This window comes from Kribbella deserti (genome assembly GCF_042434725.1).
Taxonomy (GTDB): domain Bacteria; phylum Actinomycetota; class Actinomycetes; order Propionibacteriales; family Kribbellaceae; genus Kribbella; species Kribbella deserti.
Window position 1 is genome coordinate 55,374 of record NZ_JBHLTC010000041.1, and the last position, 24,377, is coordinate 79,750.

General features: G+C 67.0%; 19 protein-coding genes. 12 read left to right on the forward strand and 7 right to left on the reverse strand.

Annotated features, from left to right (window positions below; translation table 11 throughout):
* Nucleotides 1-201 precede the first annotated feature (201 nt).
* A complete protein-coding gene (locus ACFFGN_RS33285; RefSeq protein ID WP_380056272.1) occupies nucleotides 202-1,518 on the forward strand; it encodes a ricin-type beta-trefoil lectin domain protein in 1,317 nt (438 codons plus the stop codon).
* Between the two features lie 169 nt (nucleotides 1,519-1,687).
* Here ACFFGN_RS33285 and ACFFGN_RS33290 read toward each other — a convergent pair whose 3' ends face one another.
* Nucleotides 1,688-2,341 carry a GntR family transcriptional regulator gene (locus tag ACFFGN_RS33290; RefSeq protein ID WP_380056275.1) on the reverse strand — a complete coding sequence of 218 codons (654 nt, stop codon included), beginning with the start codon at nucleotides 2,339-2,341 and terminating at the stop codon, nucleotides 1,688-1,690.
* A gap of 76 nt (nucleotides 2,342-2,417) precedes the next feature.
* Here ACFFGN_RS33290 and ACFFGN_RS33295 point away from each other — a divergent pair, with 76 nt between their 5' ends.
* Nucleotides 2,418-2,849, forward strand: a complete 432-nt coding sequence (locus tag ACFFGN_RS33295; RefSeq protein ID WP_380056278.1) for a VOC family protein — start codon at nucleotides 2,418-2,420, stop codon at nucleotides 2,847-2,849.
* Nucleotides 2,850-2,929: 80 nt separating this feature from the next.
* On the opposite strand, the gene ACFFGN_RS33300 is transcribed toward ACFFGN_RS33295, so the two are convergent.
* Nucleotides 2,930-4,267: a GH1 family beta-glucosidase gene (locus ACFFGN_RS33300; RefSeq protein ID WP_380056280.1), complete on the reverse strand. Its 1,338-nt coding sequence runs from the start codon at nucleotides 4,265-4,267 to the stop codon at nucleotides 2,930-2,932.
* Between the two features lie 121 nt (nucleotides 4,268-4,388).
* Complete coding sequence (locus tag ACFFGN_RS33305; RefSeq protein ID WP_380056283.1) at nucleotides 4,389-5,636, reverse strand: ROK family protein; 1,248 nt, start codon at nucleotides 5,634-5,636, stop codon at nucleotides 4,389-4,391.
* Nucleotides 5,637-5,969: 333 nt separating this feature from the next.
* On the opposite strand from ACFFGN_RS33305, the gene ACFFGN_RS33310 reads away from it, so the two are divergent.
* The 7 genes from ACFFGN_RS33310 (at nucleotide 5,970) to ACFFGN_RS33340 (ending at nucleotide 14,471) form a co-directional block, all read left to right on the forward strand.
* Nucleotides 5,970-6,971, forward strand: coding sequence for a LacI family DNA-binding transcriptional regulator (locus ACFFGN_RS33310; protein ID WP_380056286.1), 1,002 nt, complete (start codon nucleotides 5,970-5,972; stop codon nucleotides 6,969-6,971).
* Between the two features lie 129 nt (nucleotides 6,972-7,100).
* Nucleotides 7,101-8,771: an ABC transporter substrate-binding protein gene (locus ACFFGN_RS33315; protein ID WP_380056289.1), complete on the forward strand. Its 1,671-nt coding sequence runs from the start codon at nucleotides 7,101-7,103 to the stop codon at nucleotides 8,769-8,771.
* A gap of 93 nt (nucleotides 8,772-8,864) precedes the next feature.
* Nucleotides 8,865-9,944: an ABC transporter ATP-binding protein gene (locus ACFFGN_RS33320; RefSeq protein WP_380056292.1), complete on the forward strand. Its 1,080-nt coding sequence runs from the start codon at nucleotides 8,865-8,867 to the stop codon at nucleotides 9,942-9,944.
* Nucleotides 9,941-10,921 carry an ABC transporter permease gene (locus tag ACFFGN_RS33325; RefSeq protein WP_380056294.1) on the forward strand — a complete coding sequence of 327 codons (981 nt, stop codon included), beginning with the start codon at nucleotides 9,941-9,943 and terminating at the stop codon, nucleotides 10,919-10,921. Before ACFFGN_RS33320 ends, ACFFGN_RS33325 begins: the two co-directional genes overlap by 4 nt.
* A gap of 2 nt (nucleotides 10,922-10,923) precedes the next feature.
* Nucleotides 10,924-11,979 (forward strand): ABC transporter permease, encoded by a 1,056-nt coding sequence (locus ACFFGN_RS33330; protein WP_380056297.1) that lies wholly within the window; start codon nucleotides 10,924-10,926, stop codon nucleotides 11,977-11,979.
* Nucleotides 11,976-12,986 (forward strand): ABC transporter ATP-binding protein, encoded by a 1,011-nt coding sequence (locus ACFFGN_RS33335; RefSeq protein ID WP_380056300.1) that lies wholly within the window; start codon nucleotides 11,976-11,978, stop codon nucleotides 12,984-12,986. Before ACFFGN_RS33330 ends, ACFFGN_RS33335 begins: the two co-directional genes overlap by 4 nt.
* A 54-nt stretch (nucleotides 12,987-13,040) precedes the next feature.
* The gene (locus tag ACFFGN_RS33340) at nucleotides 13,041-14,471 is read left to right on the forward strand and encodes a GH1 family beta-glucosidase (protein WP_380056303.1); all 1,431 of its coding nucleotides are present in this window, start codon (nucleotides 13,041-13,043) and stop codon (nucleotides 14,469-14,471) included.
* An 864-nt stretch (nucleotides 14,472-15,335) separates the two neighbouring features.
* On the opposite strand, the gene ACFFGN_RS33345 is transcribed toward ACFFGN_RS33340, so the two are convergent.
* The gene (locus ACFFGN_RS33345; protein WP_380056306.1) at nucleotides 15,336-16,694 is read right to left on the reverse strand and encodes an alpha/beta hydrolase; all 1,359 of its coding nucleotides are present in this window, start codon (nucleotides 16,692-16,694) and stop codon (nucleotides 15,336-15,338) included.
* Nucleotides 16,695-16,925: 231 nt separating this feature from the next.
* On the opposite strand from ACFFGN_RS33345, the gene ACFFGN_RS33350 reads away from it, so the two are divergent.
* Nucleotides 16,926-17,618: a hypothetical protein gene (locus tag ACFFGN_RS33350; protein WP_380056308.1), complete on the forward strand. Its 693-nt coding sequence runs from the start codon at nucleotides 16,926-16,928 to the stop codon at nucleotides 17,616-17,618.
* 141 nt (nucleotides 17,619-17,759) lie between these two features.
* On the opposite strand, the gene ACFFGN_RS33355 is transcribed toward ACFFGN_RS33350, so the two are convergent.
* A complete protein-coding gene (locus ACFFGN_RS33355) occupies nucleotides 17,760-19,553 on the reverse strand; it encodes an exo-alpha-sialidase (protein WP_380056310.1) in 1,794 nt (597 codons plus the stop codon).
* A 120-nt stretch (nucleotides 19,554-19,673) separates the two neighbouring features.
* Here ACFFGN_RS33355 and ACFFGN_RS33360 point away from each other — a divergent pair, with 120 nt between their 5' ends.
* Both ACFFGN_RS33360 and ACFFGN_RS33365 read left to right on the forward strand, forming a co-directional pair.
* Entirely contained in the window at nucleotides 19,674-20,297 is a 624-nt protein-coding gene (locus ACFFGN_RS33360) for a bifunctional 4-hydroxy-2-oxoglutarate aldolase/2-dehydro-3-deoxy-phosphogluconate aldolase (protein ID WP_380056313.1), read from the forward strand.
* Nucleotides 20,290-21,231 (forward strand): sugar kinase, encoded by a 942-nt coding sequence (locus ACFFGN_RS33365; RefSeq protein WP_380056316.1) that lies wholly within the window; start codon nucleotides 20,290-20,292, stop codon nucleotides 21,229-21,231. Before ACFFGN_RS33360 ends, ACFFGN_RS33365 begins: the two co-directional genes overlap by 8 nt.
* Nucleotides 21,232-21,251: 20 nt before the next feature.
* On the opposite strand, the gene ACFFGN_RS33370 is transcribed toward ACFFGN_RS33365, so the two are convergent.
* Both ACFFGN_RS33370 and ACFFGN_RS33375 read right to left on the reverse strand, forming a co-directional pair.
* Nucleotides 21,252-22,697 carry an ATP-binding protein gene (locus ACFFGN_RS33370; protein ID WP_380056319.1) on the reverse strand — a complete coding sequence of 482 codons (1,446 nt, stop codon included), beginning with the start codon at nucleotides 22,695-22,697 and terminating at the stop codon, nucleotides 21,252-21,254.
* The gene (locus tag ACFFGN_RS33375) at nucleotides 22,697-24,361 is read right to left on the reverse strand and encodes an NAD(P)/FAD-dependent oxidoreductase (RefSeq protein WP_380056322.1); all 1,665 of its coding nucleotides are present in this window, start codon (nucleotides 24,359-24,361) and stop codon (nucleotides 22,697-22,699) included. The genes ACFFGN_RS33370 and ACFFGN_RS33375 overlap by 1 nt, the downstream gene beginning before the upstream one ends.
* Nucleotides 24,362-24,377 lie beyond the last annotated feature (16 nt).

Sequence of the window (24,377 nt, forward strand, 5' to 3'; positions counted from 1 at the left end):
AACTGGTCAACCCGAGGTAACCACCTGTCCGCGAGCAGTGTCAACGACTCGCCATCGACTTTCTTTAAGACTTGTATTAATACTTGGTCTTGACCGCGACCCCGTTCTACCCGCAGGCTGCGTCTGCGATTCCCCTGCCTCGTTCGTACCCGCCCCCGTGGCCGGTGCCCCCGCCGGCCGAGCGAAAGTAGAGGCTCCACAATGCTTCCGAACACCCTGTCCGCCCGGCGGCGGCGTCGCCGTACCGCCTTTTTGATCGCCACCGGCGCGCTGCTGGCCGGCTCCGGCCTGATCCAGCCCACCGCGAGCGCCCAATCCACCGCTCTCCCCACAGCCGAAACCGCGGCGACAGCCACAACCGCGGCCAGCGCCGTGAACGCACCCGCCGCCGTCGGCCCGCTGGTCTGGTCCGACGAGATGAACGCCGCCGTGGGCACTCCGCCCAACTCCAGCAAGTGGCGCTACGACATCGGCGGCCACGGCTGGGGCAACAACGAGCGCCAGTACTACACCAACAGCACGCGCAACTCCGCCCACGACGGCAACGGGAACCTGGTGATCACCGCACGCCGCGAAGGTGGTTACAACTGCCACTACGGCCCATGTGAGTACACCTCGGCCCGGTTGCTCACGGCCGGCACGTTCGCCAAGCAGTACGGCCGATTCGAGGCGCGCCTCAAACTGCCTCGTACCCAAGGCCTTTGGCCCGCGTTCTGGATGCTCGGCGATGGCGGCGCGCAATGGCCGAACAACGGCGAGATCGACATCATGGAGAACATCGGCCGCGAACCGAGCAACTCGTACGGCACTCTGCACGGCCCGGGCTACTCCGCCGGCGAGGCCGTCAGCTCGCGCTACACCCTGCCGAACGGCCAGCAGTTCGCGGACGCGTTCCACACCTTCACGGTGGACTGGGAGCCGAACGCCGTCACCTGGTACGTCGACGGCCAGCAGTTCGCCCGCAAGACCCCGGCCGATCTCGGCGGCGACCCGTGGGTCTTCAACCACCCGTTCTTCATGATCATGAACGTCGCGGTGGGCGGTCACTGGCCGGGCTATCCCGACGGCAGCACGGTGATGCCGCAGACCATGGCGATCGACTACGTGCGCGTCTACGAACTGACCAGCGGCGGCAGCGGCGGCGGCCAGATCACCGGCCTCGCGGGCAAGTGCCTCGACGTCGCCGGCGCCAACTCGGCCGACGGTACGACGGTGCAGCTGTACGACTGCAACGGTACGGCGGCGCAGCAGTGGACCCGTCCAGGTGACGGCACAATCCGTGCCCTGGGCAAGTGTCTCGACGTGGCCGGCGCCAACACCGCCAACGGCACTCGCGTGCAAATCGCCACCTGCAACGGGAATGCCGCCCAGCAATGGGTCTACACGGGCGCGAGAGATCTCGTGAACCCGCTGGCCAACAAGTGCCTCGATGTCACCGGCAACAATTCGGCCAACGCGACGCCAACCCAGATCTGGACCTGCGGTGGCGGCGCCAACCAGAAGTGGAACGTCAGCTAAACCCCAACCGCGGCGGAATCGCACAACGTCCGAAGGCCACGCCCCAGGCCTTCGGGCGTTGCCGCGTTCTGGCCCTGCCAAAGACTCCCCGCCGCAAAGCGGTCACAAGCGTCCGATGAACCGCGACACGCCTGGTAACAAGCGTCCGATGAACGGTATACAACCCGGGTTAGGGGGTGAGGATGGTTACGGCGTGGTGGCGGTGGGTGGCGAAGAGGAGTAGGGCGGTTTTGGTGTCGCGGGAGCGGAGGGCGGCGACCAGTTCGTGGTGCTCGTGCGGGATGTTGCCGTGGTAGTTCTCCGTACTGACCCCGATGCGTGTCAGCAGGAATAGGTGCACCTGGCAACGAATGGCCTGCCAGGCCTCCTGGAGACGGCGGTGCCGGGCGGCAGCGTACACCGCGTCGTGGAAGGCGATATCGCAACGGACCATCGCGTGTTCGTCCTCCGCTCGGTCCATCCGGCTGGCGGCGAGTTCGATGGCGGCGAGGTCGTCTTCCGAGGCGTGCGCGATGACTCGTTTGACCGCGAGTTGCTCCAACGCGTCGCGCAGGCTGTCCAGCTCGGCGATGTCCTCGGCCGACAAGGCGGTCACCGTCGCGCCGCGATGCCAGGCGCTTCGGACCAGGCCTTCGCCTTCGAGCCGGAGTAAGGCCTCGCGAACTGGGCCGCGGCTGACCTCCAGAGCGCTGGAGAGTTCCACCTCGCGCAGTTGCCGGCCCGGGCCGTACACGCCGCTGAAGATGGCCTCGCGAATGCTGTCGGCCACCTCATCGGCCAGACCTCGCCTGCGCGCCGGAGCCATGCCGCCTTGATCGACCATGCACCGATCGTACCGGATGTCGCAATGTTAACATTAGGACGATCCAGCAACCTCGATGGAAGGCAGGACTGCAGCCATGACCGTTCTCGATTCGCCGATTCCGCGCTTCCACCTGGCGATGCCGGTCGACGACCTGGTCGCCGCGCGCCACTTCTATGGCGAGGTGCTCGGCCTCGAACAAGGCCGCAGTTCAGACTCCTGGATCGACTGGAACCTGCACGGCCACCAGTTCGTGACGCACCTGGCCCCGACTCGCGCCGAGCGCATTTCCAACCCCGTCGACGGGCACGACGTACCGGTGCCGCACTTCGGCTTGATCCTGACGGTGCCGGAGTTCCAGAAGCTGGCCGATCGCCTCCGGACCGCCGGCACGAAGTTTGTGATCGAACCGTACGTGCGTTTCGAAGGCCAGACCGGCGAACAGTGGACGATGTTCCTGCTGGACCCGGCCGGCAACGCCCTCGAGTTCAAGGCCTTCGCCGACGACTCCCAGGTCTTCGCCGCCTAATTCCCTCGCCACACGGCCGCGCCAACCCAGCCTCGTCACGCGGCCGCGCCACCCCAGCTCGGCCGCGCTGCCACAAGGGGTTAGGCCCGGTGCGCCTCGATCAACGAGGCGTACCGCAGACCGCTGGTCTTCATCACGCGAGTCCCCGTCGGGTAGTCGACGTACGCGAGACCAAAACGCGGCGCATACCCATACGCCCATTCGAAGTTGTCCAGCAGACTCCACGCGAAGTACCCGGCCAGCGGCGCGCCTTGTTCGACCGCCCGGGCGCACGCGGCGATGTGCTGCTCGAGGTACCGCGCACGTGGTTCGTCGGTCACGAAGAACGTCTCGTCGGGCGCGTCGACCCAGGCTGAGCCGTTCTCCGTCACGTAGATCTTCTCCGCGCCGTACTCCTTGGTCAGGCGGAGCAGCAACTCCTCCAGACCGGCCGGGTGGACCTCCCAGTCGAGCATGGTGCGCTCGGAGTTCGGCCCGTCGACCTGACTGAAACCGAGAACCGGCACGGTCTCGTCGGCCTTCACGATTTGGCGGAAGTAGTAGTTCAAGCCCACGAAGTCCGTCGGCGCCGCGATGATGTCGGCATCTCCCGGCCGCTCGGGCAGTTCCACGCCGTACTGCCCGACCATGTCGGCCGGGAACCCACGCCCGTTGACCGGGTCGAGCCACCAGCGGTTGATGTGGCCGTCGGCGAGCTGGGCGGCGCGCACGTCCTCGGCGGACTCACTCGCGGGCTCTACCGGGCTGAGGTTGACCACCAGACCGACCGAGGCATCCGGTACGGCGGCACGCAAGGCCTGTACGCCGAGACCGTGCGCCAGCAACAGGTGGTACGACGCCCGCACGGCGGTGGCCGGATCGGTAATGCCCGGTGCCATCCGGCCTTCCCAGTGGCCGATCCACGCGGAGCACAGCGGCTCGTTCAGCGTGACCCAGTCGTGTACGCGATCGCCGAGACGTTCGCCGACCACCGTCGCGTATTCGGCGAAGCGGTACGCCGTGTCACGCGAGGCCCAACCACCCAGGTTCTGCAACGCCTGCGGCAAATCCCAGTGATACAAGGTCAAGAACGGTTTGATGCCCTCGGCAAGCAATCCGTCAACCAGACGGTCGTAGTAGTCGAGGCCCGCCGCGTTGACCGCGCCGGAGCCGGCCGGAATCACCCGCGGCCAGGCCACCGAAAACCGGTAAGCGTCGACGCCGAGTTGCTTCAGCAAGGCGATGTCCTCGGGCCAGCGGTGGTACGAGTCGCACGCGACCTCACCGGAATCGCCGTTGTCGATCGCTCCGGGCTGGTCGCAGAAGGTGTCCCAGATCGACGGCAGGCGGCCATCGACGTCGATGGCACCCTCGATCTGGTACGCCGAAGTGGCGCTCCCCCAGACGAAATCCGGGCCGAGCGCGGTCAAGTCAGGCATCTGCAACCCCCACGGGAAAGAACTTTTTACACACGATAGTTGAAGTCGTGAATCCGACCTAGCGGCAACGTCCAACCCGTGAAACATCCCCTGAAACAAGCCAGCGGACGACCGCGGACGATCAGCGCGCGGCCAAGGTGTCCGGACGACGCGCGCCACCCTCGCGCAGCAACCGCAAGACCGGCAGCGTCGCCGCCCCGAGCGCGACGGCGTCCTGGCCGAGTTCGCACAGCTCGATCGAAACCTGCGCGAACGGCTGCCGCAACGCATGCCGGGCCGTCGCCTCGCGCAACTGCGGCAGATACCGCTCCCCGATGGCGATACCGGCCCAGCCACCGAGCACGATCCGCTCGGGATTGAACAGATTGACCAGGTTCGCGAAACCCGCGCCGAGATAGCCGATCGTCTCGTCGATCACCTGCGCCGCCACCTTCGACGAACCCGTCAGGTCGAGCAACGCGCTGAAGGCGGACTCCTCGTCGGCACCCGGCGCGGCCTTGCCCCGGTTGGCCTGGCGGAACCGGTCCAGCACGCCCTCGGCACCGGCGTACGCCTCGAGACAGCCGGATGACCCGCACCGGCACTGCCGTCCGCCGTACGCGATGGTGGTGTGACCCCATTCGCCCGCGCTGCTGCGCGCACCGCGATAGCTCACGCCGTTGGCCACCAGGGCCGAACCGACACCGGATCCGACCAGGGCGATGACGGCATGCTCGGCGCCACGGCCCGCACCGAACCACATCTCGGCCTGGCCCAACGTGTTCGCGCCGTTGTCCACCTGAACCGGGACCGTCGTACCGGCCTGCAGCATCGCGCCAAGCGGTACGGCGTCCCAGCCAAGGGTTTGCGCGTGTACGACGGCATCGGCCGGGCCTTCGACAATGCCCGCGACGGCCACGCCGAGACCGAGGACCTGCGCGGGCGCGACACCGGCCTGGGCGGTCACTTCGGCCAGGCCCTGCAGGACGCGATCGACCACCAGGGACGGCTCGGGCGTGGGCGACTCGATCGGATACTCGACGGTGGCGAGCACCTGCATCGCCAGGTCGAACAGCTCGACGCGGACGCGGGTCTCCCCCACTTCCGCCCCGGCGACGGAGGCGAAACCCGGCGCGACGCGGAGCAGTACCCGTGGCCGGCCGCCGTCGGATTCGACCGAACCGGCCTCCTCGACAACACCTTCCTCGAGCAGTTCGCCAACCAGGTTGCTGACGCTGGCCGCGCTCAGCGAGGTCTCGCGGACCAGCTCGAACCGGCTCAACGGACCGGATCGGTAGATGCTGGTCAGGATGACCGACCGGTTGGACCGGCGCATGTCGCGGACCGTGGTCCGACGTGACTCCATCGCGTTGTTCGCCCCACCTGTCATGTCCGCACCCTGCCCGGCTGGATCTGCCCAGCCATCATGCACCAGCGGCCGGGGTTTAAGTGTTCGGCCTTCGAACACTGGCGCGCATGAGAGCGCTCTGCCACGCTAACTCCCATGCATGAGAGCGCTCTTACACACCGGCCGGCCGGTTCTGAGCGTGACAACGATGGACCTTGCAACACAGTTCGATCACGCCGTCAACTTCGTTATCGGACCGTGATTGACGTGACCTGAACCACTCGGCTTTAGTTCTCGGAACCGCTTCCGAAACCGGTTCCGAACATTCCGGAGGTGGTTCGGAAACAAAACCCCAACCGCCCGAGGGGAGTTCACGTGTCGATCACGATCGCCGATGTCGCGGCCCGAGCCGGAGTCAGCAAGACCACCGTCTCGCGGGTGCTGAACGGCAAAGGCGAACTGGACCTGCGCACCGCCGAACGGGTCCGCCAGGTGATCGCCGAACTCGGTTACGTGCCCAGCGCGCGAGCCGTCGGACTGGCCCGCGGCCGGACCCGGATCGTCGGCATGCTGGTGCCCTCGCTGACCTGGCCCTGGATGGGCGAGGTGCTGCAGGGTGCCGTCGACGTGGTCGAGACCGAGGGCTACGGCCTGCTGCTGTTCACCTGCAACCGCGGTGAGGAGTCGATGCAGCAGTTCGCCTCGCAGGTCTCGGCCCAGTCGTTCGACGGCCTGCTGGTGATCGAGCCCGAGGGCACGCTGGCCTACATCGAGCAACTGCACGCCCGCGGGCTTCCGGTCGTGATGATCGACGACCGCAGCAAGCAACCAGTCTTCCCGTCGGTGGCCACCACCAATGTCGACGGGGCCGAGGCAGCGGCCCGGCACCTGATCGAGCTCGGCCGAAAGCGGCCGCTCGTGATCACCGGTGTCGAGCGCTTCGGCTGCACGCAAGAACGGCTCGACGGTTTCCGCGACACCTACGCGGCCGCCGGTATCGAGCTGGATCCCCGCCTGGTCTTCGAGGGTGACTTCACCCACGACTGCGGCCGGCGCGGGGTGCAGTACGCGATCGACGCCCAACTCGGGTTCGACGCGATCTTCGCGCACAACGACCTGTCCGCCGGCGGCGCCATCCAAGCCGTCCGGGAGTCGGGCCGCAGCGTTCCCGGCGACGTCTCGGTGGTCGGGTTCGACGACATCCCCTACGCCCAGCACACCGAACCACCGCTGACCACGGTGCATCAGCCGATGCGCCAGATGGGTCAGACCGCGGCCCGGATGCTGATGGGCTACTTCAACGGTCAACCGCTGCCCGAGGAACCGACCGTACTGCCCACGACGCTGATCGTGCGCAGCTCGACCGCTCCCGCGTAGCCCTACGAGTCGCCGGACGGCGAGGTGCCTGCCCGTACCTCGCCCTCCGCGCCTCACCCCTGCATCACCTAGTCAAGTAACCGTCAGTCATCCGCCCAGAAGTTGTGACCGATCAACAGGAGGAACGTCATGCGAGCTCGACGTACAGTCGCTCTCGCCCTAGCGGGCGTGCTTGCGGTAGCCACGGCTGCCTGTAGTGGTGAATCGAAGAACAACAGCGGCTCGAGCGGCCCCGCCACCGTGCTGAACGTCGGCATGCCGAACGGCCCGCAGACCGAGAACCACAACCCTTTCCTCGGGTCGTCGTCGGGCGCCTCGCTCGGCTACCGGTGGATGATCTACGAGCCCCTGGTGATGCTGAACTCGATCGCACCGAAGGATCCAGGCAAGCCCTGGCTGGCGACCGAGTGGAAGTGGGCCGACAACTTCACCAAGCTGTCGCTGACCATTCGCGACGGCGTGAAGTGGTCCGACGGCAAGCCGATGACCGCCGAGGACGTCGCGTTCTCGTTCCAGCTGCGCAAGACGAACGCCGGGCTGAACCCGGAGGCGATTCCCTACGGTGAGATCAAGCAGACCGGTAACAAGATCGACCTGACCTTCACCAAGTCGCAGTTCGTCAACCAGGCCAAGGTGCTGACCACCTTCGTCATTCCGAAGCACATCTGGTCGGTGCTGAAGGACCCCACCACCGACGTGGTGAAGAACCCGATCGGCACTGGTCCGTACACGCTGAAGTCGTTCACCCCGCAGACCACCACCCTGACCGTGCGCGACGAGTACTGGCAGGACCTGCCGAAGGTCAAGGAACTGCGCTACACGTCGTACAACGACAACAACGCGCAGACCACCGCCCTGGCCAACGGCGCCTCGGAGTGGAGCTTCGTCTTCATCCCGAACTACAAGACCGTGTACGTCGACAAGGACCCTGTGCACCACAAGCTCTGGTTCCCGGCGAACCTCGGTATTCACGGCCTGTGGATCAACACCGAGAAGAAGCCGTTCGACAACCCCGCCCTGCGTCGCGCGATGGACAAGGTGATCAACCGCGACGACATCTTCCTGCAGGGTGAGGCCGGGTACTTCTACCCGAAGATCGAGAGCGTGACCGGTATCCCGACCCCGGCCGGCGATGCCTTCATCGCGCCGGAATTCGAGGGCAAGCTGCACAAGGTCGACCTCGAAGGCGCCAAGCAGGAACTGGCCGCGGCCGGGTTCAAGCTCGAGGGCGACGTACTGTCCGACCCGAGCGGCAAGCCCGTCACGATCACGCTGACCGACCCGGCCGGCTGGTCCGACTACATCACCGACCTCGAGATCATCAAGGACAACCTGTCCACGATCGGGATCAAGGCGACGGTGGACAAGGCCAACCAGGACGCCTGGTTCAAGGCCGTTGACGAGGGCCGCTTCGACGCCACCATGCACTGGACCAACGGTGGCGCGACGCCGTACGACATCTACCAGAACATCATGGACGGCAAGATCTACAAGCCGATCGGCAAGGGTGGCGTCTCCGGCAACTACGGCCGGTTCAAGAACGCCGAGGCCACCAAGGCCCTCGATGAGTACGCGAACGCCACCGACGACGCCACTCGTACCAAGGCGCTGAACACGTTGCAGAAGATCATGGTCGAGCAGATGCCGGTCATTCCCACCTCTGCCTCGAACGTCGGCGGTATGTACAACACGAAGAACTGGGTCGGTTGGCCCGACGAGCAGAACCAGTACGCGCCGGCCCAGCCGACGCAGCAGAACGCTCTGCACATCGTCCTCAACCTGAAGCCCGCCGGTTCATAACCTAGCCCGTCCGGAAAGGGAATCGGACCGCCCTCCGATTCCCTTTCCGGGCGCTCTTCACCGCCACGTTGAGTTCCAGCTAGGAGTCCAGGCATGACGGCCACCCCCACGGCTCAGACCACCTCCGATGTGGTCCTCGAGGCCAAAGGCCTCACCAAACACTTCGCCGTACGACGCGGCCTGCGCGATCTCCTCACCCGGGAGAAGAGCGCGGTGCACGCCGTCGACGACGTCACCGTGACCCTGCGACGCGGCCGCGTGACGGCCCTCGTGGGCGAGTCCGGTTCCGGCAAGTCGACCGTCGCGCGACTGCTCGCTCAGTTGTACCCGCGCACCGCCGGCGATATCCGCCTGCACGGTGAAAGCGTCGAGGTGAAGGGCGGCCGGCCTTTCCGCCGGTACGTCCGCAAGGTCCAGATGATCTTCCAGGACCCGTTCGCGTCGCTGAACCCCGTGCACACGGTGCGGTACCACCTGACCCGCGCGCTGAAGATCCACGGCAACGCCGGTAAGGGTTCGGCCGAACTGGAGAAGGCCTTGCAGACTCTGCTGGAGCGGGTGCAGCTCGTTCCGGCCGAGCGCTATATCGACAAGTTCCCGCACGAGCTGTCCGGTGGCCAGCGCCAGCGGGTCGCGATCGCTCGCGCGCTCGGCGCCAATCCCGAGGCACTGCTGGCCGACGAGCCGGTGTCGATGCTGGACGTGTCGATCCGCCTCGGCGTACTGAACCTGCTGCGCGATCTGAAGGACCGCCTCGATCTGGCGATTCTCTACATCACCCACGACATCGCCTCGGCCCGGTACTTCGCCGACGAGACTTTGGTGATGTACGCCGGGCGCATGGTGGAAGGTGGCGACTCCGAGACGGTGACGCAACGCCCGGCCCATCCGTACACCCGGCTGCTGATCGAGAGCGCGCCCGATCCGGACCGGATGGCCGCCGTCGGCCCGGACGAGGTCCCGCAGGACAAGGCCGGTGGTGAACCGCCCAGCCTGATCAAGCCACCGAGCGGCTGCCGGTTCCACCCGCGCTGCGTGCACGCGATGCCGAAGTGCTCGACCGAACTACCGCCACGGTTCGAGTTGCCTGATGGCGAAGACCATTGGGCCGCCTGCTGGTTGTACGAGATCACCCACAAGCCGGCCGAGCCGAAGCAGGAGGCCACCCGATGAAGTTCCTGCTGCAGCGGATCGCCTTCTATGCGTTCACCGCGTGGGCCGCGATCACGATCAACTTCTTCATTCCCCGGATGATCCCGGGTGACCCGGTCACCTCGCTGATCAACCGGTACCAGGGCCAGATCAGTACCGAGGCGCTCGACTCGCTGTACGTGCTGTTCGGCCTCGACAAAGACGCCAGCATGTGGAGCCAGTACGTCGACTACTGGGGCCAGTTGTTCCGCGGTGACCTGGGGCTTTCGTTCACGTTCTTCCCGACGCCGGTCGCGAGTGTGCTCGGGCAGAGCCTGCCGTGGACCGTCGCGCTGGTCGGTATCACCACCTTCGCCAGCTTCATGATCGGCACGTTCCTCGGCGTCCTGGCCGGATGGCGGCGCGGGTCCTGGATCGACGGGTTGTTGCCGGCGACAACGTTCCTGTCGTCGATCCCGTACTTCTGGCTCGGCCTGATCGCGATCGCGTTGTTCGCCGGTCAGGGCAGCTTCTTCCCGTCCTCGGGTGGTTACGAACCCGGCCTGGTGCCGAGCTGGGACGGCGAGTTCATCAGCAGCGCGATCCGGCACAGTCTGCTGCCCGCGATCACGATCCTGATCTCGTCGGTCAGCGGCTGGATCCTCGGTATGCGCAACATGATGATCACGGTCGCCTCCGAGGACTACATCACGGTCGCGCACGCCAAGGGCCTGTCCGAGCGCCGGGTGATGGTCGGCTACGCCGCCCGGAACGCGTTGCTGCCGAACGTGGCCGGTTTCGCGTTGTCGCTCGGCTTCATCGTCGGCGGCACGCTGCTGGTGGAGATCGTCTTCTCCTATCCCGGCATCGGCTTCAACCTCTTCCAGGCGGTCGGTTCGAAGGACTACCCACTGATGCAGGGTGTCTTCCTGGTCATCACGTTGTCGGTACTGGTCGCCAACCTGATCGCCGACGTGGCCTATCTCGTCCTCGACCCGCGCACCCGTAAGGAGGGCTGAGCATGTCCGTCTCCGCCAGCACCGCCACCACGGTCGGACCGGACGGCCCGGTCGCCGCCGCCGGTACCGGGCCCGCCGCGAAACGGCAGCGCCTGCGCTTCGTCGCGAACGGTAAGGCCGCCACCGGCCTCGTCGTACTCGCCTTTTTCGTCCTGATCGCGATCATCGGCGAGTGGATCGCGCCGTACGACCCGTCCGCGCGCAGTAGCGACATCCTGCAGGGGCCGTCCGGTAAGCACTGGTTCGGCACCACCCATCTGGGTCAGGACATCTTCAGCCAGATCCTGGTCGGTACTCGCGGCGTGATGTTCGTCGGTCTGCTGGCCGGTGTGATCGCGACCGTGTTGTCCGTGCTGATCGGGGTCAGCTCGGGCTTTCTCGGCGGTGCCGCCGACGAGGGCCTGTCCGCGTTGTCGAACGTCTTCCTGGTCATTCCGGCCCTGCCGCTGATCATCATCGTGGCCTCCACGATTCCGGGCGCGGGTGACCTGATGGTTGCCCTGGTCATCGGTTTGACCTCGTGGGCCTGGGGTGCGCGGGTACTACGGGCGCAGACGCTGTCGCTGCGACGGCGTGACTATGTCGAGGCGGCGCGCGCCACCGGCGAGAGCACCTGGCGCATCGTGTGTGTCGAGATTCTGCCGAACCTGACCGCGATCATCGCCTCCAGCTTCGTCGGCACGGTGATCTTCGCCGTGATGTCCGAGATCACGCTGGCCTTCATCGGTATCTCCACCATCTCCGAATGGAACTGGGGCACGATCCTGTTCTGGGCGCAGAGCCAGCAGGCCCTTGCCCAGGGCGCCTGGTGGTGGTTCGTACCGGCCGGTCTGGCCATCGCGATCCTCGGTACCGCCCTGTCGCTGATCAACTTCGGTATCGACGAGTTCGTCAGCCCGCGCCTGCGCAACAGCGGCAAGACCAAGCTCAAGACGAACGACGGCCGGACCGTGCGGATGCGGGTCGGTTTCACGCCCGTGCTCGGAACCAAGCCTCTCGCGACGCCGGTACTGCGGCCCGCCGAGACCGACGACCTGGTGAAGGATGGGGTGCGATGAAGCCGCCCGTGCTGGAGATCAAGAACCTGAACGTCGATTACGGCCTCGGCGAGAAGGCCGTACAGGCGGTTCGCGACGTCACGCTGACCCTGCGCAAGGGCGAGGTGCTCGGCCTCGCCGGCGAGAGCGGCAGTGGCAAGTCGACCCTCGCGTACGGCGTGACCCGGCTGCTTCCGCCGCCAGGCGTGATCAGCGGCGGCTCGGTCATCTACCACCCGCCGAACGGCGAGCCGTACGACGTGATGAGCCTGTCCGACTCGGATCTGCGCAAGTTCCGCTGGGCCGAGACGTCGATCGTGTTCCAGGGCGCGATGAACTCGCTCAACCCGGTCCACAAGGTGTCGACCCAGTTGCTCGACGTACTGAAGGCCCACCAGCCGCACACCACCCCGGCGGCGCGCGAGGCGCGGGCGCGGGAACTGCTCAAGCTGGTCGGCATCTCCGCCGACCGGATGGAGGCCTATCCGCACCAGCTGTCCGGCGGTATGCGCCAGCGGGTGATGATCGGGATGGCGCTCGCGCTCGAACCGCAGGTTGTCATCATGGACGAGCCGACCACCGCGCTCGACGTGGTGATGCAGCGGCAGATCCTGGCCCAGCTGGTCGAACTGCGCGAGCGGCTCGACTTCTCCGTGCTGTTCATCACCCACGACCTGTCCCTGCTGGTCGAGTTCTCCGACCGGATCGCGATCATGTACGGCGGCCGCATCGTCGAGGAGGCCCGGGCGGCCGATCTGTACCGCGACAGCCTGCACCCTTACAGCGAGGGCCTGCTGAAGTCGTTCCCCGCGCTGCGTGGACCGAAGAAGGAACTGGCCGGCATTCCCGGTTCGCCGCCGGACCTGCGCGGTATGCCCTCGGGCTGCTCGTTCCACCCGCGGTGCCCGCACGCGTTCGACCGGTGCTCGGCGGAGATCCCGCTGCTGGGCAATCCGACCGTCCGTCCGGATGCCACCCGGTCGGTCGCCTGCTGGCTGCACGACACCAATCTCACTCCGGTCGCCTGACCTTTCGAAGGGAGCCCGTACGGCGTGCGTTCCGCGTGCGCCGTACTTCAGCCTATGAACACTGTTGCCGCCACGACCACGCCGCCGGTCACCGTTCCGGTCTCAGAATCCGACCGGGCCCTGATCGCGAGTCTGCCGACCGATTTCCGCTGGGGCGTCGCCACCTCGTCGTACCAGATCGAGGGCGCGGTGGACGTCGACGGCCGTACGCCGTCCATCTGGGACACCTTCTGCCGGGTGCCCGGCGCGGTGCACGAGGGTGACAACGGCGATATCGCCTGCGAGCACTACACCCGGATGCCCGAGGACGTTGCCCTGATCAAGGAACTCGGAGTCGACAGCTACCGGTTCTCGGTGGCGTGGCCGCGGATCCAGCCGCACGGGCGCGGGCCGGTCAATCCGAAGGGGCTCGCCTTCTACGACCGGCTCGTCGACGAACTGCTGGCCAAGGGCCTCGATCCGTGGCTGACGCTCTACCACTGGGATCTGCCGCAGGAGCTGGAAGACGCGGGCGGCTGGCCGGCGCGGGACACGGCGTACCGGTTCGCCGACTACTCGATGCTGGTGTTCGACGCGTTGCAGGACCGGGTCAAGAACTGGACCACGCTGAACGAGCCGTGGTGCTCCGCGATGCTCGGTTACGCCTATGGTCTGCACGCGCCGGGTAAGCAGGACTTCCCGGCCGCTATGAACGCCGTACACCATCTGCTGCTCGGTCACGGCCTCGCGACTCAGGCGATGCGCGCGGCGGCGAAGAGCCCGATCGACCTGGCCATCGTGCTGAACGCCGCCACGGCATATCCGGCGACGGACGCGCCCGAGGACATCGCGGCGGCGCACCGGGCCGACGGGATGGGTGCGCGGATCTATCTTGATCCGCTGGTGCATGGGCGCTATCCGGCTGACGTCGTCGCCGATCTGGGCAAGCGTGGCATCGAGTTTCCGGTTCAGGACGGCGATCTGGAGATCATCTCGACGCCGATCGATGTGCTCGGGCTGAACTACTACTTCAGTCAGCAGTTCAGCGGTAGCGACGAGAACGGCCGGACCACCGACGACGAGGGCTTTCCGATCAGCCGGGTGTTGCCGCTCGGGCGGGACAAGACCGCGATGGACTGGGAGATCGTGCCGGAGGGTTTCACCGATCTGCTGGTTCGGGTCAGCAAGGACTATCCGGGTATTCCGTTGGTGGTGACGGAGAACGGGGCCGCCTTTGCGGATGAGGCCGATGAGAACGGCTTTGTCGTCGACGACGGGCGGACGGCCTATTTCGTGTCGCATGTCGCGGCTGTGGCGGCGGCTCGTCAACAGGGAGCTGACGTGCGCGGGTATTTCGCGTGGTCGTTGCTGGACAACTTTGAGTGGGCTTACGGATACGACAAGCGGTTCGGGATAGTTCGGGTCGACTACGACACTCAGAAGCGAACTCCCAAGAAGAGTGCGCTGTGGTTGCGCGACACGATTCGGGCGGTTCGTGGGGCTTAGTCTCCGATCTGCCGAGGCCGGTGGTCATCGGTGGGCACCCGTCCCCCTGAGTCTTTCGAATTGTCAGGTTGGTTCGGGCCGCGTCAAGGGTTTGGGAATCACCTGCGGTGACGCATGCGCGCCCTTGACCCGGCCCGAACCAACCAAAGGCGGCAGCTATCAGGGGGACGGGTGAGGTCTGCCCGGGATCGGGGGGATTCCGTGCGCTGCGCGCCGGGTTGACCGTCGGGCTTCGGCGTCGGGTTCGGCGTCGGGTTCGGCGGGCTGTCGCGTCGGGTTGTCGCGTCAGCTCGCCACGTCGTGGTTCGGCGTCGGGTTCGGCGGGCTGTCGCGTCGGGTTCCACGTCGGTTGCCGCGTCTGGTTGTGCCGTCGGCGTCGGGTTATCGCGTCAGGTTTGCGGCGTTTTGGCCGGGTGGTTGGCGGCGGGTGGCCTGGACGGGTCGGCTGCCGACTTTTGGTACGACTACCCGGCTGCAACCGGGTAGCGGTCAAACAACTCGGCAGCGGGCACGCTAGAACCCGGCAGGCAGTCCGAAATCCGGTGGCCGCACGAAAACCCGGCACGCGCGCCCGTCCAGACCACCCAAAGGGCGCCTGTCGCACTCCCGCACCTGGCCGGCCCTCCCGATCCCGCGCGTGGCCAGCTGTTGCGGTGTCCTGGGTGTGGCCGGCCACTGCGCCGGTGGGTTACCACCTCGGAATCCCAGGTGGTAACCCACCACGCGAGTGGCCAGCCACTCTCCCGCCGACCTCTCCCACCGACCTCTCCCACCGACCTCTCCTGGCGGTCATCTCGTCGACCGTTGCGGGGTCCCGGCCCTAGGCGCCTCCGGGTGGGCAAGAGGCGTCGAGTGGATTCGGGGTCAGGGGCAGGTGTCTGCTGGGTGGGTGCCGGTGGTGAGGTAGGTGTTCACCGTCTTGACGATGCAAGGGACTCGCTCGTCGTACACGCCGTGTGCCCGGCGGTCCGTGGTGACCAAGGACGAGCGGGACAGCTTTCGGTGTAGGGAGCGGGCCCATTGCAGGGGGATGTCGTCGCGTTCGGCCTGCACGATCAGTAGCGGTACGTCGTTGCCGATCGTGATGGGTTTTTCGTTGGTGTGGTGCGGCCAGAACGCGCAAGGCAGGATGCCCGGGCTGAAGATCCGCTGCTTCGTCCTGGTGATCTCACGCCAGTACGGCGCTGGGCCGGTCGGCCAGCCGCGGTCGTTGCAGAGGTAGCCGAAGGACGCCGCGAAGTAGCTGTCGAGCCCGTCGGCTCCCTCGTAGTACAGCTGCAGGAGTCCGGCCAGCGACTCGGGCGGGGTCTTGCGATAGACCATCGCGGCAACGTTCTCGGCCATTGCCGGGTAGTCGCTCTCGTCGCCGAGGGAACCCTGTACCAGGAATGGCACATCCACCGGCTTGATCCGGTAGGCGCCCAGCGTGAACGGCTTGTCCCGTAGTCGCTCGACCGTCTTTCGTACGGCCGCGACCGTTTCACCGAGGTGGTACTGGTCATGCCGCCAGGCCACCCAGGCGGCCCATTCGTCGAAGGCGATCTCTTTGCGATGTCCCGTGTTCAGGTGGTCGTACTCCGAGCCTTCGACGTTCGTGACGCTGTCGACCACCATGCGATCGACGTATCGGCCGAACAGTTGGCTGTAGACGATTCCGAGGTCCGCGCCCCAGGAGACGCCGTAGTACGAGATCTTCGGCTCTTGCAGGGCTTGGCGGATGGCGTCCAGATCCCGGGCCGCATTGGTGATACTCGCGTGCTTCAGCCTGTCGTCGGTACAACCCGCAGCGTAGGCCTTGGCCCGTCGAGTGGCCTGGGCGAACTCGGTCCGGGTCTTCGGCGTACCGAACAGGTCCGCCGGTACGACCGGCCCGCAGGTCAGCGGCGTACTCCTGCCGGTGAAACGTACGTCGACCCCGATGAGGTCGTATTGGTCGGCCACCTCACCTAACAGCGGTTTGAGCTGCAAGGGGTAGTTCAGCCCGGGTCCACCCGGGCCACCGGGATTTACGAGCAGTACGCCGCGCTTGTGCTTCGCGGGAATCCGGGAGACCGTCAGCTCGATCTGGCGGCCGGTGGGATCGCTGTAGTCCAGAGGCACCCTCACCGTCGTACACCGGGCATTCGCCTCGTCGAGGTCCTTGTCGTCGCATGCCGTCCAGGTCGGACCTGGAGCCGCTGTCAGGGTTGCACCGAGCATGGTGAGTATCGCGATCAGCTTCATGCCCCGACGCTAGAAAGGTCTCGCTTTGGCGTCAGCAGCTTGAGCGCCCCCTAGTCGGTAGTGTTCGCGCTACCTTCGAGCCGTAACGTATGCCGCGTGCTGGCGATAAACCAGCTACCTGAACCACCGAAGGGCCGGGCGGGCGGCCCGGTCCTTCGGTCTTCAGGCCGCTTCTAGCTTGAGGGCCGGCCCCGGGCCTTCGGCGCGAGCGGTGGTTGGCATGATGCCGCCATGCGAATCCCGGAGAACGAGGTTGGCCTCGATCTGGACGACGGCGGCCGCTGGACCTCCCTGCAGCTCGGGGGACGGGAGTGGTTCCGGACCAGCGCGGGCGGCGGCGACCGGAACGGCCTCACGACGTACGTCGACTCAGGTGGTCTCGACGAGTGCTTCCCGACCGTGCGGCCCGATCACGGGGTGTTGTGGAACCAGCCGTGGGGTGTTGTCGACGAGGCTGATGAGTGGGACGTCGTACAGACCGAGGAAGCCGTCTTCTTGCGCCGGCTCAACGGTGGGGATGCGCCGGACGAGCTCGGGCCGCAGACGATCTGGGCCGACTATCGGCTGCTGGCCGAACCGGGTTACCGGTTCATTTGGGCGGCGCGGGCCTCGCTCGACTGCGAGGCGGGCGCCCAACTCGTACCGGACGATCTTCCGGCGGCTGAGCTGGACGGCGACACGGTACTGCCCGGGTGCGCGTCGGCCTCGGTGGTCGATCGGGGGCAGACGCTACGGCTCGCGGTTACTTGCCTAGGGCAACCGACCTCGTTCGCGATATGGCGCGACGGGCTGTCGCACGACGGCCTGGTGGTCGGCCCGATGCTGGGCCGGATCTTCGACCTCGCCGAGGCCGGACCGGCCGACGCGGCGGTCGTCGGTCCGGCCGGCGAGATCACCTGGCGGCTGACCCTGAGTTCCGGATGATCACGCCATCCGGATGACGTGGTTATCCAGGTGACGCGGATATCCGGATGCCGCCGTTATCCGGGTGGCGTGGTTATCCGGGTGGCGCGAGTATCCGGGGGGCGCGACTATCCGGGGGGCGCGAGTATCCGGGTGGTTCGGTTATCCGAGTGGGAGGTTGAGTACGGCGCCGGGCACGTCGGTCGCGTTGGTCGCGTGGATCCGCTTCAGCTCGTCCGCGGTGAGCGCCCGGCGGTACATCCGGACCTCGTCGAGCGTGCCGTCGAACCGGTGCAGACCGTCCAGCCGCTGGCCGACGTACATCTTGAACGGGCGCGCCGGGCTGATCGACCCGGCGGGCGCGGTCGCGGTCGCCACCTGCACACCGTCGACCCAGATGGACAACGTGCCGGCCTTGCGCTGCAGCGCGACGTGATGCCAGGCCTTGTCGTTGTACGCCTTGGTGGTGGCGACCGTGCCGGTGTTGCCGTTGCTCGTGATCAGGGCGCGGATCCGGCTCGACCCCGGCTCGGCGCGCAACCAGAACTGCGAGTACTGGTCGATGCCGTACCCCCAGAAGATGGCCTGGTTCGCGGTCGAGACGCCGTACTTGATCCAGGTCATCGCGGTGAAGTCACCCGCGCCGAACGCGAGGGATTCGGCGAACGGCAGTTGCAGGTGATCGTCCACCCCGTCGAGATCCCGGCCCTGCCCGAACTTGCCCGCGGCGACAACGGGACCACCGCGCAGGTAGGCGTGATTGCCCAGCCCGGAGGTGTCCGGCGTGGTCGGACCGGTCGCGCCGTCCGGCAGGCCGAGATCCGTTTCGGTGAAGCGCGCGAACCGGATCTGGTCCCGCGCGTCGACCGTGCCCGCCTCGTACAGCAGGCCGATCTCACCCGTCGCCAGTTCGGCCATGTCGGAGTAACCGGACCAGTCCGCGGTGATCCGCGTACCGCCGTTCCAGGTCTTGCCCTCGTCGAAGCTGGAGTGCACGGTCATGTACCGGCGACGCTCGGGATCAGCCGGCGCCGAGAAGAGGATCCGGTTGTAGCGGTCCCCCTCATCGGTGGCCCGCAAGCGCTGCACGGCACCCTGCACTACCGGCGTGGTGAGACCCGCGATCGTGGCGAACGGCGCCGCGAAGGTCCGGCCGCCATCGTTGCTGACGGCCCCCATCCGGCTGGCACCGGCCGCGCCCGCGTTGTTCCTGGCGGCGGCGTAGATTCCGCCATTGGTCTTCTCCACCACACTGATCTCCTGCGGGACCGCCGAGTCACTCCGCACATCGGTCGCACCCTTGTGCCAGGTGTCACCGTGATCGGTGCTGTAGACGAGCTGACCGGCACGCCGCCCGCCGTCGTCGTAGTTGGTACCCGCGACAAGGTTGCCCTTGTGCACTCCCCTGGTCAGCTGGATGCCATGACCCGGACCAGTCGCGTACCAGCCCCAAGCCGGATCATCGATCTCCGTCGCCAGGCTCCGCGCGGTGGAGAAGGTGAGGCCGTCGTCATCGCTCGTCTGCACGTACGGCGTGCGCGGGCGGGTCGTCGTACCCGGGTCGAACGTGGTCAGCAGAACCACCCGGCCCGTCTCGAGGTCCGCGATCGGCGTCGGGTTACCCCGGGTCGCCACGGCACCCGGATTGGCATCGGTGCCGGACAGAACCACCTTTTGCGGACTCCAGGTCCGGCCGTTGTCGGTGGAACGGCGCATCACCAGGTCGATCTCCTGGGAATCGCCACACCAGTTTCGGCGGGCCTCGGCAAAGGCGAGCAACGTTCCGGTTTTCGTCCGCACGATGGCTGGAATGCGGTAACAGCCGTAGCCGGCGACGCCTTTGTCGAACAGCACCAGCTGGCTGACCGCCGTGGTCTGGCTCGGAGCCGCTGTCGAGGTGGGAGGAGTGGCGATCAGGCCGGCGGCGAGCAGGCCGAGGACAAGGAGTCTGCGCATGGTGACCTTCCGATTCGGGCGGTTCGGAACTTTGTTACCTATCTATCGACTCGCTCGGTGATTTAACCACGACCGAGCGTGACGGCACTACGGTGGGACGTGTCGAGGAGAGGAACGGACGTGGAACTACTGGCAGAGCTGGCCCGGCGGCGGGTGCTCGCGATCATCCGGGCGGACAGCGCCGACTTCGCGCTCAGCAGCGTGCGAACTCTGGTCGAGGCCGGAGTGACCGCGCTTGAGATTTCGCTGACCACCCCCGACGCGACCGAGGCAGTGCGAACCGCCCGCGCGGAATTCGGCCCAGAGGTGATACTCGGCGCCGGCACGGTGCTGACTCCGGAACAGGCCGACGAAGTGGCCGCCGCCGGGGTCGGGTTCGTGGTGACGCCAGGAATCACGCGAGGCGCGCAGCGAAGTGTTGAGCTGGGCCTGCCGCTGCTGTGCGGCGCGTTGACCCCGACCGAGGTGATCGCCGCTCTCGACCTCGGCGCCCTCGCGGTCAAGCTCTTCCCCGCCAAGTTGCACGGCCCCGGCTATCTGCGCGAACTGCGCGGACCGTTGCCCACGGCCCCTTTGATCGCCGTCGGTGGCGTCGACGCGACGTCCGCTCCGGAGTACCTGGCGGCCGGTGCTCTCGCGGTCGGCGTTGGCTCGCCATTGCTCGGCGACGCCGGCCAGGGCGGTTCGCAATCGGCCTTGGCCGCGCGGGCCGCGGACTTCCTCAAGGCGGTCGCGAATGCCTGAGGTCGAGGTGCTCACGCTGGGCGAGGCGATGGTGGCGATCCGGTCGCGACGGCCCTTGCGATTGGGTGGCGAGGCGTCGCTGTCGATCGCGGGTTCGGAGAGCAACGTCGCGATCGGCGTGGCCCGGCTCGGCCATCGCGCCGCGTGGGTAGGTGCCGTAGGCAACGATCAGCCCGGTGAACTCGTCTTGCGCACGCTACGGGCCGAAGGCGTCGACGTCAGCCTGGCTCGATCGTCTGAGACCTCCTTCACCGGGTTCATCGCGTTCGACCAGCCGACGTACGACGTCACCCGGGTGAGCTACCACCGGCGCGGTTCGGCTGGTTCGGAACTGGCCGTCGCGGACGCGGAGAAGGCCCTGGCGGCAGCCCGGCCGCGCATCCTGCACGTCACGGGAATCACCCCGGCGCTTTCGGACAGCGCCCGCGAGGCGACGGCGTACGTCGTACGGGCCGCCGCGTCGGCCGGCGTACACGTCTGTCTGGACGTCAACCACCGCGGCCGGCTGTGGTCCCGCGCCGAGGCGGCCGAGTGCCTGCGCCCGCTGCTGCCCGACGTCGCGACGGTCTTCGCCTCGGAGGACGAACTCGACATCCTCAGCTCTGCGCCGGACCCGGTCCCGGCTCTACTGGAGTCCGGCGTGACAGAGGTGGTCGTCACCGCGGGAGGCGCCGGCGCCTCGGCCCACACCGCCGAAGGCACCACCCATCGCCCGGCCCTCCCCGTCGCGGTGGTGGACAGCATCGGCGCAGGCGACGCCTTCGTCGCGGGCTACCTCAGCGCCACCCTCGACGCCCTGGACCTACCCGCCCGCCTCGACCGCGCCACCGCCTGCGGCGCCTTCTGCGTAGGCGCCCACGGCGACTGGGAATCGCTCCCCACCCGCCCCGACCTACTCCTGCAATCCCACTCCCCCGGCACCACCCTCCGCTAGCGGCGACGTCGGGGCACTGGTCAGGCGAGGGGGTCGGGGGTGGTGTCGGGGTCTAGGGGGAGGACGATTTTGAAGACGGTGTTGCCGGGTTCGGATTCGACGCGGAGGTCGCCGTGGTGCTTTTTGACCACGATGCGCCAGGAGATGTCGAGGCCGAGGCCGGTGCCTTCGCCGATCGGTTTGGTGGTGAAGAACGGGTCGAAGATGCGGTTGCGGATGTCGGCCGGAATGCCCGGGCCGGTGTCGCCGATCTCGACCACGGCGTCGTCGCCATCGCGGCGGGTGCGGATGGTGAGGATGCCGGAGCCCTGCATGGCGGCGACGGCGTTGTCGATGATGTTGGTCCAGACCTGGTTCAGCTCCGCCGCGTAGGCCGGGATGTCGGGCAGGGACTTGTCGAAGTCCTTGACCACCTCGATGCCGGTGAGCTTGCCCGACATCATCACCAGGGTGGACTTGAGCAGCTCGTGCAGATCGATCGTCTGGTACGGCGCGCGGTCGATCTGCGAGTACTGCTTGGCGGCGCCGACCAGGGTGGAGATCCGGGTCACCGAGTCGTCGATCTCGTTCATCAGCGACTCGGTGTCGATCGTGTACATCAGCCAGCGCACGGCGCCTTCGAGGTACTCCGGACCAACGGCCGCGAGCACTTCGTCCATCCAGGCCTCGTCCACGCCCGCACCGGCGAAGACCGGCGCCACGTCCCAGCTGTTCGAGACGTTGTGGCGGTCCAGCCAGTCGGACAAGGCGTCCTCGGCGTCACTGAGCTCGATCGGCGAACGCTCGGGCGCCTTGGCCAGCCGCTCGACGGCAGCCTCCTGCAGTTCGACGATCGCGTGCAAATTGGTGGCGTCAAGTGTGCCGTCGGCGAGCATCGCGAGCTTGGCCCGCATTCCCGCGACGCGCTGGCGCAGGGTCGCGGCGGCCCGTACCGCGGCGGCGGCCGGATTGTTCAGCTCGTGGGTCAGTCCGGCCGACAACGAGCCGAGGGCCAGCAGGCGTTCGCGCTGGGCCATCGTCTGGCCGGTACGGCGCATGCCCATCACGAAGCCCTCGATGAGATGCACCGCCATCGGGAACCAGGTGTTCATCATCGTGGCCATTGTCTTGGCGTCCACGACAAAAAAGACGGAGGGTTTGGTCACCCGCATCGTCGCCGTGTACGCCGTGCGCTCGTCGGCGCCCAGGAAGGCCGTGAACGCGCCGGCGTAGACCCCGCGCTGCGAAGTGCGGTTGACCTCCACCTCATGACCGTGCGACAGCTTGCACAGCCGGAGTTCACCCTCGAGCAGCACGTAACAGCAGGTGCCCGGATCGCCCTCGGCGAAGACGATGCCCTCCTCGATCGTCTGTACGTGCCCTTCGCGCGCGAGCCACTCGAGCTGATCGTCCTCGAGGCTCTCGAACAGGAACAGCGTGCGCAGCTCGTCGATGCCGATTCGCGCCGGAGGTTCGGTCGTCGTCATCAGAGCATCTCCAGGTATCGGTGGACCAGGGTGACCGCCATGGCGCCATCGCCGACCGCCGAGGCGACCCGCTTCACCGACTCGGCCCGGACGTCACCCGCGGCGAAAACCCCGGGCAGGCTGGTCTCCAGGTGGTACGGCTCGCGATCGAGGGACCAGCCCGCCGGACGTCCGCGCAGGTCGGGCCCGGTCAGCACGAATCCGCGTGCATCCCGGTGCAGGTCGTTCGGCAACCAGTCCGTCCGTGGGGCCGCGCCGATGAACACGAACAACCATTCAGCGTTGACCTCGCGGGTTTCTCCGGTGGCACTGTTGAACAAGCTGAGGCGTTCGAGGTGGTCACCGCCCTTGCCGCCGACCACCTCGGTACAAGTGTGCACCTCGATACCAGGGATCTCCCGGATCTGGGCGATCAGGTAGCTCGACATGGTTGCCTCGAGCCCCGGTCCACGTACTAGCAGGTGCACCCGGCGGGCATGCCTGGAGAAGTGGACGGCGGCTTGCCCGGCCGAGTTCGCTCCGCCCACGATGTAGACGTCTTGCCCGGCGCAGTTCGGGGCCTCGGTAGAGCCGGCGCCGTAGAAGACACCTCGTCCAGCGAGTTCACCGAGCCCTGGCACGTCCAACGTTCGGTAGGCCACTCCCGTCGCCAGGATGACCGCATGCGCCGAGAGTTCGCTGCCGTCGGAGAACTTGACGCGCCGGGCTGATCCAACGGATTCGAGCTCTACCACCTGGCGGGCCGTCAACAGCTCCGCGCCGAACCGAACCGCCTGGCGACGGGCTCGATCCGTGAGCTGCGCACCGGACACACCGTCGGGAAAGCCCAGGTAGTTCTCGATCCGGCTCGACTGGCCGGCCTGACCACCTGTGGCGAGTTGTTCCACCAGTACCGTGCGAAGGCCTTCGCTGGCGCCGTACACCGCGGCACCTAGTCCAGCCGGGCCACCACCGATTACGACCAGGTCGTAGAACTCTTCGGCCGGGTTGGTCGTCAAACCGACGTTCGCGGCTAGTTCGCTCTCGGACGGCGAGACGAGCACAGTGCCGTCCGGGCAGATCACTACCGGTAGGTCGCTGCCGTCGACGCCTGCAGCGGCTAGAAGCCGGCAACCCTCGTCATCGTCGTCCACCCGATACCAGCGGTACGGCACAGCATTACGCGCCAAGAAGTCCCTAGCGGTGTACGACGCGGCGGACCACCTGTGGCCGATCACCCGGACCTCGTCGGCCGGACGCTCGGGTGCGGCCAGCCACGCCTCCAGCAGACTGTCGACGACCGGGTAGAGCTTCTCCTCTGGTGGATCCCAGGGCTTCAGCAGGTAGTGATCCAGGTCGACCACGTTGATCGCCTGGATCGCCGCATCGGTATCGGCGTACGCCGTGAGCAGGACCCTGCGAGCGCGCGGGAACAAGTCCATGGCCTGCTCGAGAAACTCGATGCCCGACAACTGCGGCATTCGGTAGTCGGCCAGCAGCACCGCGACCGGCTCTCCCCGCAGCTTGAGTTCGCGCAGCGCCTCTAGAGCCTGCTCGGGCGACTCCGCCCGGACGATGCGGTTCTGCTCGCCGTATCGCCTGCGCAGGTCGCGGGCGATCGACCGGGAGACCCCTGGATCGTCGTCCACCGTCAGAATGACCGGACGGACCGTAGGCGCTGTCATGCCCACATTCTTACCC